The 11819-nt window shown below is 68.4% G+C and carries 12 protein-coding genes and 1 pseudogene; 8 read left to right on the forward strand and 5 right to left on the reverse strand.

Going from position 1 to position 11819, the window contains the following annotated elements:
• The 7 genes and pseudogenes from Y706_RS25575 to Y706_RS0114290 form a co-directional block, all read left to right on the forward strand.
• Nucleotides 1-285, forward strand: a pseudogene (locus Y706_RS25575) (hypothetical protein); the annotation flags it as partial.
• Nucleotides 286-343: 58 nt separating this feature from the next.
• Nucleotides 344-634, forward strand: coding sequence for a YciI family protein (locus Y706_RS0114265; protein WP_028277108.1), 291 nt, complete (start codon nt 344-346; stop codon nt 632-634).
• A gap of 49 nt (nt 635-683) precedes the next feature.
• Nucleotides 684-1850, forward strand: a complete 1167-nt coding sequence (gene ispG / locus Y706_RS0114270; protein ID WP_028277109.1) for a flavodoxin-dependent (E)-4-hydroxy-3-methylbut-2-enyl-diphosphate synthase — start codon at nt 684-686, stop codon at nt 1848-1850.
• Nucleotides 1813-2700 (forward strand): GNAT family N-acetyltransferase, encoded by an 888-nt coding sequence (locus Y706_RS0114275; RefSeq protein WP_028277110.1) that lies wholly within the window; start codon nt 1813-1815, stop codon nt 2698-2700. Before ispG ends, Y706_RS0114275 begins: the two co-directional genes overlap by 38 nt.
• A 42-nt stretch (nt 2701-2742) precedes the next feature.
• A complete protein-coding gene (locus tag Y706_RS0114280; RefSeq protein WP_028277111.1) occupies nt 2743-3513 on the forward strand; it encodes a hypothetical protein in 771 nt (256 codons plus the stop codon).
• A 445-nt stretch (nt 3514-3958) separates the two neighbouring features.
• Nucleotides 3959-5770: a proline--tRNA ligase gene (locus Y706_RS0114285; protein ID WP_028277112.1), complete on the forward strand. Its 1812-nt coding sequence runs from the start codon at nt 3959-3961 to the stop codon at nt 5768-5770.
• Nucleotides 5771-5799: 29 nt separating this feature from the next.
• A complete protein-coding gene (locus tag Y706_RS0114290; protein WP_028277113.1) occupies nt 5800-6594 on the forward strand; it encodes a sulfite exporter TauE/SafE family protein in 795 nt (264 codons plus the stop codon).
• 66 nt (nt 6595-6660) lie between these two features.
• Here Y706_RS0114290 and Y706_RS0114295 read toward each other — a convergent pair whose 3' ends face one another.
• Complete coding sequence (locus Y706_RS0114295) at nt 6661-7167, reverse strand: SRPBCC domain-containing protein (RefSeq protein ID WP_084476150.1); 507 nt, start codon at nt 7165-7167, stop codon at nt 6661-6663.
• Complete coding sequence (locus Y706_RS0114300; protein WP_343213070.1) at nt 7146-7481, reverse strand: ArsR/SmtB family transcription factor; 336 nt, start codon at nt 7479-7481, stop codon at nt 7146-7148. The genes Y706_RS0114295 and Y706_RS0114300 overlap by 22 nt, the downstream gene beginning before the upstream one ends.
• Nucleotides 7482-7706: 225 nt before the next feature.
• Between Y706_RS0114300 and Y706_RS0114305 the strand changes: the two genes are divergently transcribed.
• A complete protein-coding gene (locus tag Y706_RS0114305) occupies nt 7707-9119 on the forward strand; it encodes a pyridoxal phosphate-dependent decarboxylase family protein (protein ID WP_028277116.1) in 1413 nt (470 codons plus the stop codon).
• Here Y706_RS0114305 and Y706_RS0114310 read toward each other — a convergent pair.
• From Y706_RS0114310 to Y706_RS27510, 3 genes are all read right to left on the reverse strand, one after another.
• Entirely contained in the window at nt 9116-10195 is a 1080-nt protein-coding gene (locus Y706_RS0114310; protein ID WP_028277117.1) for an aminoglycoside phosphotransferase family protein, read from the reverse strand. The genes Y706_RS0114305 and Y706_RS0114310 overlap by 4 nt on opposite strands.
• 87 nt (nt 10196-10282) lie before the next feature.
• A complete protein-coding gene (locus Y706_RS0114315) occupies nt 10283-11011 on the reverse strand; it encodes a VIT1/CCC1 transporter family protein (protein WP_028277118.1) in 729 nt (242 codons plus the stop codon).
• 79 nt (nt 11012-11090) lie between these two features.
• A partial coding sequence (locus tag Y706_RS27510; RefSeq protein WP_043436197.1) for a DUF4439 domain-containing protein occupies nt 11091-11819 on the reverse strand: 729 nt, incomplete at its 5' end.

An 11819-nucleotide genomic window follows, 5' to 3' on the forward strand; every position in this document is an offset into this window, starting at 1 on the left:
CCCCCGGGAAAGCCGCCAGCGCCGCCCACCGAGACCGTCAGCAGCGTGCGCATCCTGCGCGGCGGTGCCATTATCGGCATCCTGGAACGGTTCGCCGTGTGCCTGGCGATCCTGGCCGGCCAGCCCGTCGCCATCGCCTACGTCGTGGCCATCAAGGGCCTCGGCCGGTTTGCCGAGTTGAAAGCCACCCCGGTGGCCGCCGAGCGGTTCATCATCGGAACCCTCACCTCCATGCTCTGGGCAGCCGGTGTCGCCGCACTGGCCAAGGTCCTCTTCCTCGGCTGACCGCGTGCCCCGGAGCCTCCGGATGGGAACCGGGCAAACAGGGCGATAGTGTATCCATATGACTGTTTTTGCTGTGGAGTACGTGTACGACGCCGAATCATCCGAGGTCCGCGATGCCAGCCGCCCGGCACACCGCAAATGGACCGCGGATCTTGCCCGTGAAGGCGCCCTGCTGGCCAGCGGCCCCTACGGCGACGGTGCAGGCGCGCTGCTCATCTTCAAGGCCGCCGATGAGGCGGCCTTGAATGACCTTCTGCGGCAGGACCCCTTCGCAGCCGCCGGTGCCATCTCGGGGACCCGCACCACCGTGTGGGCGCCGCTGACCGGTCTTCTGGCCGAGCACGCCTAGCCCGTCCCGCCCGCACCTTCGCAACTTCGAATTCTAAAAGGGAGTCCATGTGACCTCGGTCAGCCTGGGAATGCCGTCAGCACCGCCCCCCGTTCTTGCCCCCCGCCGCAAGACGCGCCAGATCAAGGTGGGATCAGTCGGCGTCGGCTCCGATTCGCCCATCAGCGTCCAGTCCATGACCACGACGCCGACGACCGACATCAACGCCACCCTGCAGCAGATCGCGGAACTCACGGCCTCCGGCTGCGACATTGTGCGCGTCGCCTGCCCGTCCGCCGATGACGCCGAGGCGCTGCCGATCATCGCCAAGAAGTCCCAGATCCCGGTGATCGCGGACATCCACTTCCAGCCGAAGTACGTCTTCGCCGCGATCGAGGCCGGCTGTGCCGCCGTGCGTGTGAACCCGGGCAATATCCGCAAGTTCGATGACCAGGTCAAGGAGATCGCCCGCGCCGCCAAGGACCACGGCACCTCCATCCGGATCGGCGTCAACGCCGGATCCCTGGAACCGGGCATCATGAAGAAATACGGCAAGGCCACCCCGGAAGCCCTCGTGGAATCCGCCGTCTGGGAGGCGTCGCTCTTCGAGGAGCACGGTTTCCACGACTTCAAGATCTCCGTCAAGCACAACGACCCGGTCATCATGGTTGCCGCCTACGAGATGCTGGCCGAGAAGGGCGACTGGCCCCTGCACCTCGGCGTCACCGAGGCGGGACCGGCCTTCCAGGGCACCATTAAGTCCGCCACGGCGTTTGGCGCCCTGCTCTCCCGCGGGATCGGCGACACCATCCGCGTCTCCCTCTCGGCCCCGCCGGTCGAGGAAATCAAGGTGGGCAACCAGATCCTGCAGTCGCTCAACCTGCGCCCCCGCAAGCTGGAAATCGTCTCCTGCCCGTCCTGCGGCCGCGCCCAGGTGGACGTCTACACGCTCGCCGAGCAGGTCACCGCTGGCCTGGAAGGCATGGAGGTCCCGCTGCGCGTGGCAGTTATGGGCTGCGTGGTCAATGGTCCCGGCGAGGCCCGAGAGGCCGATCTCGGCGTTGCCTCCGGCAACGGCAAGGGCCAGATCTTTGTCAGGGGCGAGGTCATCAAGACTGTCCCGGAGGATCAGATTGTTGAGACACTGATCGAAGAAGCCATGCGTATCGCAGAAGAGATGGGGGACGCCGATGGCGAAGATGCTGTCAAGGGTAGCCCCGTGGTTAGCGTCTCGTAAGGACGACGCCGCTCCCGGCGTCGTCGTCCGGGTCCTTGGCGGCGCGGACACCGGACAACTGCTGGCGCTGGCGGACCGGGACGCCGTCGCCAATGTCTTCATCCTCTCGCACCTGGAGACCGCCGGTACGGCGTCTCCCACGGCAGGGGGCGCCAGCATTCTTGGCGTGTTCGACGGCGGCACCCTCCTCGGTGCCTGCTGGGCCGGCGCCAACCTGGTGCCGATCGAACTGGCGCCCGAGCTCGCCGGTCTCATTGCGATGGCCGCGCACCGCTCCGGGCGCCGCTACGCCTCGATCTTTGGCCCCGCCGAAACTGTGCTGGCTCTCTACGCGGCGCTGGAGCAGCTCGGCCAGACCGCCCACGAAGTCCGGGACCACCAGCCCCTGCTGACGATCTCGGGCCCGCCCGCTGTCCGGCCCGAGCCCGCACTCGGCTTTGGCCAGCTGGCTGACTTCGACAAGATCCTGCCCGCATGCGCCGCAATGTTTGAGGAAGAAGTGGGCTATTCGCCCTACCTTGGCGGCAGGGAGTATTACAGCCGGCGCGTCAAGAGCCTCATCCGCCAGGGCCATTCCCTCGTGCACGTGAACGCCGCCGGCGATGTGGTCTTCAAGGCCGAACTCGGAGCCGTCACGCCGGAAGTGACCCAGGTCCAGGGTGTCTGGATGAATCCCGACTTCCGCGGACTGGGACTGAGCGCGGGCTACATGGCCGCCGTCGTCGTCCTCGCCCAGACCCTCGCGCCGGTGACCAGCCTGTACGTCAACGGGTTCAACGCCAAGGCGCGCGCCACCTACGATCGGGTGGGCTTTCGCCAGGTGGGCACGTTCGCTACAGTGCTCTTCTAGCGGGCAAATGCCGGCTGGCCGGTCTAGTTTTTTGGGGGAAACATGAAGACATCAGTGCTGCGCATTTTCGGGGCCTCGGCGCTCCTCGCCTGGGGCGCCGTGGGATTGGCCGCATGTGGCACCCCCACCGGCTCGACGGATACAGCCAAGAGTGCGCAAGCCCAGGCCGCAACGACGGTTCCCAGCGCGGCCGCGACGCCTACTCCCACCCAGACGCAAGCCAAGGCTTACACGAGCGATGAACTGACGGCCCTCGTGGCACAGTTGAAGGATGCGCACGGCAAGCCGCTCACCGTGATGCAGCTTGCCGATCTCAAGAAGTCGGTCGAGCAGGCAAAGTCCTTGCTGGCATCGATCTCGGTAGAACCCGCGGAGTGCGCGGCTCTGGCCCTTGGCGGCCAGGCAGCCTCGACCGAGGGCACGGCGGTCGCGGCGGGGGTGGCCCAAGATGCCGGGACGGGCGCTTCCACGGGTGTCTCCCTGGCGTTCCGGGCTGACGCCAAGCTGCTCGAGAAGGGACTCGCCCAGGGCGAGGACTTCAATAAGTGCTCAGCCCTTTCATTCACGACCAATGGCACCAAAGTGGACCTCAAACTGACCAAGCTGGCCGGATTCGGCTCAACCGCGGGCACCGTCGCGTACCGGACAGACACCACACTGCCGGGCGGCCGGAAGCAATCGGCGATTACCGGACAGGTGATCCAGGACGGCGTTCTCATCACCGTCAGCGCGGCAGGTGGCGGCAGCGAGGCCGACGCCATCTCCCGGGCCGGAAAATTACTGGACCAGGCCGCCGTGCTCGTCGGGAAGTAGCCCGATTGCCGCCGCGCACCGGACCCGCAACGACATGCCGAAAATATCCGGTTGCAGACTATTGCTTCCCGGCCGCATGTCACATAGGTTCTACCTAGCCGTGTCGCATAGGCGCACACATTTCCCAACGCATTTTCCGGGGAAGACAGCGCCTGGAGACGACACCAAGTAGCTCGCAGCCTGAGATCTGGGGGTGCTGGGGCCACGGAGCCACGCCATGACGGGATGACCAGCCGGAAACGGCCAGGGGCTTCCATCAGTTATGGCGTGGCTCTTCCATGCGCCGCGCTCCGCAGAAGCGGGGGAGAAGCGGGGGAGAAGCGGGGCAGTAGCGGGGACGCGGCGGGGCCGGCGCGGCAAAGCGGCGCGCTCTGGACGGTAGATTAGTACCTAGATGCTTTTCTTAGGCTTTGCCCGCACTTCCCCAGAAACGGATACCCCACCTGTGGTCCTTCGACTCTCCAAGCTGTTCCTGCGCACCCTGCGCGAAGATCCCGCCGACGCCGAGGTGGCCAGCCACCGGCTCCTGGTCCGCGCCGGCTACATCCGGCGGGCCGCGCCCGGCATTTACACCTGGCTCCCGCTGGGGCTGAGTGTGCTGCGCAAGGTGGAGCAGGTCATCCGCGAGGAAATGACCGCCATCGGAGCCCAGGAAGTCCACTTCCCGGCGCTGCTGCCCAAGGAACCCTACGAGGCCACGAACCGCTGGACCGAATACGGCGAGGGCATCTTCCGGCTCAAGGACCGCAAGGGCAACGACTACCTTCTGGCCCCCACGCACGAGGAGATGTTCACCCTGCTGGTCAAGGACCTGTACTCCTCGTACAAGGACCTGCCGCTGAGCATCTACCAGATCCAGAACAAGTACCGCGATGAGGCGCGTCCCCGCGCAGGCCTGCTGCGCGGCCGCGAATTCATCATGAAGGACTCCTACTCCTTCGACGTCGACGACGCCGGCCTGGACGACAGCTACGCCGCCCACCGCGGCGCGTACCTGAAGATCTTCGAGCGCCTCGGCCTCGAAGTGATTCCGGTTGCTGCCACTGCCGGTGCCATGGGCGGGTCCAAGAGCGAGGAATTCCTGCACCCCACCGAGATCGGTGAGGACACCTTCGTGCGCTCGGCCGGCGGCTACGCGGCCAACGTCGAGGCCGTCACCACCGTGGTCCCCGCGGACATCGACTTCAGCAACGCCCCGGCCGCCGAAGTCCGCGACACCCCGGACACCCCCACCATCGAAACCCTCGTCGACGCCGCCAACGTCCTGGTTCCGCGCACAGAGGCCGACGGCGGTCCCTGGACCGCCGCCGACACGCTCAAGAACGTCGTCCTCGCCGTGACGCTGCCCACCGGCGAACGCCAGATCGTCGTCATCGGCCTCCCCGGAGACCGCGGCGTTGACCTCAAGCGCGTCGAGGCGAACATCGGGTCCTTCCTGCCGATTGCCGGCGAGATCACGCTCGAAGCCGCCAACGAAGACGACCTCAAGAAGCAGCCCCTGATCGTCAAGGGCTACCTCGGCCCCGGCATGTCCCTGGACGCGCGGCTGCTGGGCAGCGAGGGCGCCGCAAAGCTGCTCTACCTTGTGGATCCCCGCGTCGTCAGCGGCTCTGCCTGGGTCACCGGCGCCAACGAGGCCGGCAAGCACGTCTTTGGCCTCGTCGCCGGACGCGACTTCGGCTGGGACGGAGTCATCGAGTGCACCGAGGTGCGCGCCGGCGACGAGGCGCCCGACGGTTCCGGTCCCCTCGAAACCGCCCGCGGCATCGAAATGGGCCACATCTTCCAACTCGGCCGGAAGTACGCCGCCGCCCTGGACCTGAAAGTCCTGGACCAGAACGGCAAGCAGGTGGTGGTGACCATGGGCTCCTACGGCGTCGGCGTCACCCGCGCCGTGGCGGCCCTGGCAGAGTCCAACCACGATGACCGGGGCCTGGTCTGGCCGCGGGCCGTCGCCCCCGCCGACATCCACGTTGTGGCCGTGGGCCGCGGTGAGGAAATCTTCGCCGCCGCCGAAAAACTGTCCCTGGAGCTCGAGGCTGCCGGCCTGGACGTCATCTATGACGACCGCCCCAAGGTTTCCCCCGGCGTGAAGTTCGGCGATGCCGAACTCGTCGGCGTCCCCACCATCCTCGCCGTCGGGCGCGGACTCGTGGACGGCGTCGTGGAGATCAAGGACCGCCGCAGCGGCAATGCCGAGAATGTAGCCGTTGACAAGGCTGTTGACTACGTGGTCAACGCCGTGCGCAACAGCTGATGCCGCGCCGTCCCGGGCCGCACTAGGCAATGGTCTCCGGACTCGAATCGATCCAGCTCGGAACTGTCATCCTGATCGTCGTGGCCGGCCTGGCGGCCGGATGGGTCGACGCCGTCGTCGGTGGCGGCGGGCTCATCCAGCTCCCGGCGATGCTCCTGGTGCCGGGCATCAGCCCGGTCCAGGCGCTGGCGACCAACAAGATGGGCTCCATCTTCGGCACCAGCACCAGCGCGGCCACGTACTACCGCCGCGTCCGGCCGGACCTGCGCACCGCCCTGCCCATGGCAGCGATCGCGCTGGCAGGCAGCTACGGCGGTGCGGCGCTTGCTGCCAACCTGCCGGCCAGCGTGTTCAAGCCGATCATCGTGCTGGCGCTGATCGCCGTCGCGCTCTTCACCGCCTTCCAGCCCGGCATCGGTGAGCTGACCAAGCTGCGCCACGAGGGGCACCGGCACTACGTGGTGGCCTGCCTGATCGGCGGCGTGATCGGCTTCTACGATGGCCTGATCGGTCCCGGCACCGGATCGTTCCTAATCATCGCCCTCGTCTCGGCCATGGGCTACGCCTTCCTGGAGGCCAGCGCCAAGGCCAAGATCGTGAACGTGGCCACTAACGCCGGCGCCCTGCTGTTCTTTGTTCCGCACGGCGCCGTGCTGTGGGGGCTCGGGCTGCTGCTGGGCATGGCGAACATGGCCGGCGGCTACCTCGGTGCCCGGACTGCGGTCCGGCAGGGGAGCAAGTTCATCCGGATCGTGTTCCTGGTGGTGGTGGGCGCGCTGATCATCAAGCTCGGTTCCGACGTCTGGCAGGACAACCTGTCCTAGAATGGCGCGGCCCAAACATGGCCCTTCACGGACAACCGAAGCGGCCTCTGGTAAACCGCGACCCTATTAGGCATCGAGGCGGTAGCGCGCTTCGTACACCGGGTTCAGCTCGATCCATCGGCTGCGCCACTCGCTGGATTCCAGGCCCGCCTCGTAGCTGATCAGATCCTCGATGTGCACCTGCCAGCCCGCTCCATAGGCCGCGATTTCGCCGAGCGGGAGACCGCGTTCCTCAACAATCAGCCGCGTGCCAGGTCCCTCGGGAGTCAGTACCGCCTCAATGACCGTTTCCTCCTCGCTGCCGGGCGACATCGTCACGGTCAGCCGGCGCGGTGCCTCGCACAACTCGACCCGTCCGGCGCCTTCCCATCCGCTCGTAAAGACTGCCGTGAACGCCCCACCGGGATGTAGGTCGCCATCGACCCGGGCGACCCACCGGGCGAGGCGCGTCGGGTCGGTCAGCGCCGTCCACAGATCTGTGGCCGGCGTCCCGAAAAGCGAGTCCATCCGTACAGCGCCCTTCCCGTCACCGAGCGAGCGAATGCTTCCTATCACGCTGTTTGGCTGTGCCATTGTGTCGTGCTCCTCTCCTCGCGGTGACCCCGCGAGATCTCGGTATGCAAAGCGTTTAAGCGGCCTTCCCACAATGTGCGGTACGGGCCGAGCCAAGTATCCAACTCTGCGAGTGGCTCCGGCCGAAGGCTGTAGATGCGCTGCTGTGCCTGTGAGTGCACTTCAACGAGCCCGGCCTCGCGCAACACGCGGAGGTGGCGTGAGACCCCCGGGCGAGCGATCGGCAGTGCGGCCGCGAGTTCGGAGACCGACGCCGGCTGTCGGCGCAGGTGCTCGAGAATTATGCGGCGATTCTCGTCTGACAAGGCGTGCATAACGGCTTCCACGCCTTGAAGGTACCCGTCCGGTTACGTACCCGTCAAGGTACATTGAGGAAATTGCGGCCTCCATCGCGGGTGGCGCCCGAGCTGCATTCTCTTTCATCACTCGTTCCACCATCCCCTTAAAAAGCCCAGGGCCGCACTGGTGCACGCACCAACTAGGTCCGCGGCACCCGCATGGGACTCCCGGTCCGTTGGCGCCGGGCGTAGCATGCAGCTATGTCGGCAAGTGAGGAACGCTACCGGGATGCCCTCGACGCCGCGGCCGGGCACGCACGCCGGTGGCTTGAGAGCCAGGAGACACGCCGGATCGGACCGAAGGCGACGGCGGCCGAGCTCGCGGCCGACTTCGGCGGCCCGCTGCCCCCACAGGGGATGCCGGCCGCGGAGGTGGTGGACTATCTCGCGGCCAAGGCCGAACCCGGGCTGATGGCCATGCCGTCCGGGCGGTTCTTCGGCTGGGTCATCGGCGGCACACTGCCGGCCGCCCTGGCCGCGGACTGGCTGCTCAGCGCCTGGGACCAAAATACGGGGCTGCGTTTCGCCACGCCCGCCACCGCCGCGATCGAGGAAGCCGCCGGCAAATGGATCCTTGAGCTCCTGGGTCTTCCCGAGGAGTCCGACGTCGGCTTTGCCACCGGTGCCACCATGGCCAACTTCACCGGGCTCGCCGCCGCCCGCTGGCGGCTCATGGCCGATGCCGGCTGGGACCTCGACGGCGACGGCCTCGCCGGTGCGCCCCGGATCCGCTGCTTCGCGGGCCAGGAGCGCCACGAAACGATCGACCTCGGCTTGCGCTATCTGGGCCTCGGGCACCCCACCGTGGTGCCCTCCGACCATCAGGGGCGCATCATCCCGGCCGAGCTGGACTGCGCCCTGGACCTTGCACTCAGCACGGGGGAGGGCGGCCGCCCCGGCCCGGCCCTCGTGTGCCTGCAGGCCGGCAACCTGCATTCGGGTGCCTTCGACCCCTTCGCCGAGGCCATCGCCGTCGCGAAGGCGCATGGGGCCTGGGTCCACGTGGACGGGGCGTTCGGGCTCTGGGCGGCCGCCGTGCCCGAACTGTCCGCCCTGACCGCGGGACTCGGCCTGGCCGATTCGTGGGGCACAGATGCGCACAAGACCCTCAATGTCCCCTACGACTGCGGGATCGTGATCGTGCGCGACGCCCAGGCGCTGCGGTCGGCGATGGGGCTGCACGCCAGCTACCTGATCCAGGCCGCCGACGGGGCCGGAGACCCGTCCCAAAGAGTGCCCGAGCTCTCCCGCCGGGCGCGCGGCGTGCCGGTGTGGGCAGCGCTCAAATCCCTGGGCCGTGACGGTGTCGCCAGCCAGGTCCGCACGCTCGTGCACCGGGCCGCGCAGCTGGCCGAACAGCTCGGGGCGCTGGACGGCGTGGAGGTGCTCAACGACGTCGACTACACCCAGGTGTCCCTGGCGTTTGGCGACGACGCCCTGACCCGGGCCGTGACGGAGAGGGTCATGGCTGATGGCCGGGTCTGGATGTCCGGGTCACGCTGGCAGGACCGCGATATCCTGCGGATTTCGGTGAGCAACTGGAGCACGGACGACGCCGATGTCAGAGTCGCCGTCGACGCCGTCCGCGACGCGCTGGCGGCCGTGCGGGGCTAGCCGCCAGCTATCCCGCCGGCTTCCCCGGGCGTCGGGAGTGACTGCGGGGCGGGCAGGCCGGGAAGCGTCCGGCCGGCCAGCGTGCTCGCCACCCACAGCGATCGGGCCAGATCGCCTTCGTGATGGCGCTGCGAGGCATACCAGAGGGCGTTCTCCACCTCGCGCGCCAGACTCCACTGCCGGGCGGCCTCGGCGTCCAGACCGGCGGCCGCACTGAAATCCGCGCACCGCGCGAGCAGCGCCCGCCCGGGATCCTGCTGGGGCAACTCCCGGATCCTGTTCCACAGCACCGGGGCCACGGCGAACTCCGCCTCGCCGACCATTGGCTGGGGATCGATCGCAGCGTACTGTTCCGGCCCCGCCGGTGGGTTCCGGGTTGCCGGCTCCGGGACGCCGGGCCGGGCCAGGACGTTCAAATAGTGCAGGTCCGCATGGACCAGGACGTCCTTGCCGGACCGCCGGCCGACGGCGCCACGGGTCTGGCAGACCTCCAGCGCCGCCTCGAGCAGCCATCGTGGGAACGGCCGCCCGAGGTGTTCCCACGCCTCCGGGAATTCATCGCTCCACTGCTCGGCCCGTGCCGCCACGTGGTCGATTTCCCGCCACTCCGGCCGGCTGTCCGGGACCACGCTGAGCTGGCGGACCACGCCGCCCCACACCGTCACCGCTGTGTCCAACGGGACATCCAGGAGGGAGCGGCAGGCGTCCAGACGCTCCAGGAGCAGGGCGCAGGAACCGGCGTCGGCGGCCAGCAGCCTGACGGCGCCGTGGCCTCCCCACAGGGCGAGGGCGTGGTGTTCGCGAGTGGCCTCCTCGTGCGGAAAAGCCAGCTTCAGCACGGCTGCCTCGCCCTTGCCCTGGGACCCCTGCCCGTCCCTGCGCCGCACAGGAATGACGACGCCGCCGTGCCCATTCCAGGGAAGGGCCCCCGGTTCCAGATCCGGCTCCAGGTCCCACTGGTCGAGGAATCGCCCGACCAGGTCAGGAAGTGTCGCCAGCCAGGTGCGTCCCGCAGGGGTACGGGCGTACCGGCGGGAAAGATCAGGCGGGATGGGGACATCTGGGATCGCGTTCACGGGACCTATCGTAGGGCCGGAGGGGTCGCCGCCGCGTTGGCCTGCCCCAGGCGGACCTCGGATGGTTCCTCTGGAACCCGGGGGCCTTTAGACGATGCCGCTCGCGCCGAGCGCGTTGCCGATGGCGAACGTTGCCACCAGGGCAACGGCGCCGCCAATCACCACGCGGATCGCTGCCTTGAGCTTTGAGCCACCGCCAATCCACGCGCCCACGGCGCCGGTGGCGGCCAACGCCACGAGCACGGCCACGAAGGTCAGCGGAATCCTGATGCTTTCCGGCGGCAGCAGGATGGCCATCATGGGCAGGATTGCACCGGCGAGAAACGCGATGGCAGAAGCGAACGCCGCGTGCCACGGGCTCACGATGTCGGTCTCGTCAATATGGAGTTCGGCTGAGAGGTGCGCGCCGAGCGCATCGTGCGCCGTCAGTTCCTTGGCCACCGTCCGTGCGGTCGCGGGGCTGAGGCCCTTGCCCTGGTAGATCGCCGCGAGCTCCTCGAGCTCTTCCTCCGGCTGTTCCTCCAGCTCCCGGCGCTCCTTTTCGATCAAGGCGTGCTGGCTGTCCTTCTGGCTGCTGACGGAGACATATTCCCCGAGCGCCATCGAGATAGCGCCGCCCACCACGCCCGCGGCGCCCGCGAGCAGGATTGCTCCGGTATCGGTGGTGGCGCCGGCGACGCCGACGACGATCGCTGCGACGGAGACGATGCCGTCATTGGCCCCCAGGACGCCCGCGCGGAGCCAATTGAGGCGGTGTGCGATGTCATTGTGGTGCGGCTCGTTCTCGTGCTGGGTTGCGGCGCCGGTCGTTTCCATGCCTACAGCAAATCACCCGGGGCCGGGGCATGCCAGTATTCCAAGGCTTACCAAAATAAGCCGAGGCTTGCTCCGGCGTTCAGCCTGCGGGCTGCGACGGCGTTTCGCCCGCCGGCCGCGTCGGCATCGACGCCCTGTCCAGGCCCGGCAGGGCGCCGGAATCCGCACCCCACTGCACCGCCCGCTTCGCAGACCCGAACAGTGCAGCGATGGCCCACTGCCGGGTCCCGCCCTCACTCAGCGCCACGAGGTCGCCATAGACCGGCAGGGCGGCGGCTTCCAGGTCGCCGAGGCCGGCGGCGGGGGAGGCCAGGAAGGACGGCGCCAGCGCGTAGCCCGCCTCGCGTGGCGGCACCGCGGAACAGTGCAGCCGGCTCAGGGATTCCACGGCGCCAAGGAGCGCGTCATGATGGGCCAGTTCCCCGGCCGCGGATTTCGCCGCGTCGCCGCCGAGCCGGGTCAGCGCCACCTGGTAGCCGTAGATGGTCTGCGCCTCGGTCCGCGCAGCCGACGCCAGGGCGCCGCCGAGGCTGGATGCGGCCGCGGATGGCTCTCCTTCGAGCTGCGCTGCTGTGGACGGTTCAGTTGCGGCCTGACCCTCTGTGGTTGGGGCCGTTGCTGACTGCGACGGGCAGGTGCCGGACACCTGCGGCGGGGTTACGTCGGCTGCCGGCGCCGCCGTTCCGGTGCCGGCGGCGAGGGCGGACGCCTGTAGCAGCTGAGCGGTGCCGACGGCGGCCAACAGCCGTGCCATGCCGCCGTCGGCCTTGGCAGCGTCCGCGAGGCGCTGGCGGCCGCTGCCTGCCAA

This window comes from Arthrobacter sp. I3 (assembly GCF_000520575.1).
In the GTDB taxonomy this organism is placed as follows: Bacteria; Actinomycetota; Actinomycetes; order Actinomycetales; family Micrococcaceae; genus Arthrobacter; species Arthrobacter humicola_A.

Bases quoted from the DNA above. Each gene is read 5' to 3' on its own strand.
- Y706_RS0114275 (WP_028277110.1), top strand. From the start codon at position 1,813: ATGCTGTCAAGGGTAGCCCCGTGGTTAGCGTCTCGTAAGGACGACGCC.
- Y706_RS0114295 (WP_084476150.1), bottom strand. From the start codon at position 7,167: ATGGCACAGCCAAACAGCGTGATAGGAAGCATTCGCTCGCTCGGTGAC.
- Y706_RS0114290 (WP_028277113.1), top strand. From the start codon at position 5,800: ATGGTCTCCGGACTCGAATCGATCCAGCTCGGAACTGTCATCCTGATC.
- Y706_RS0114265 (WP_028277108.1), top strand. From the start codon at position 344: ATGACTGTTTTTGCTGTGGAGTACGTGTACGACGCCGAATCATCCGAG.
- Y706_RS0114280 (WP_028277111.1), top strand. From the start codon at position 2,743: ATGAAGACATCAGTGCTGCGCATTTTCGGGGCCTCGGCGCTCCTCGCC.
- Y706_RS0114305 (WP_028277116.1), top strand. From the start codon at position 7,707: ATGTCGGCAAGTGAGGAACGCTACCGGGATGCCCTCGACGCCGCGGCC.
- Y706_RS0114300 (WP_343213070.1), bottom strand. From the start codon at position 7,481: ATGCACGCCTTGTCAGACGAGAATCGCCGCATAATTCTCGAGCACCTG.
- Y706_RS0114315 (WP_028277118.1), bottom strand. From the start codon at position 11,011: ATGGAAACGACCGGCGCCGCAACCCAGCACGAGAACGAGCCGCACCAC.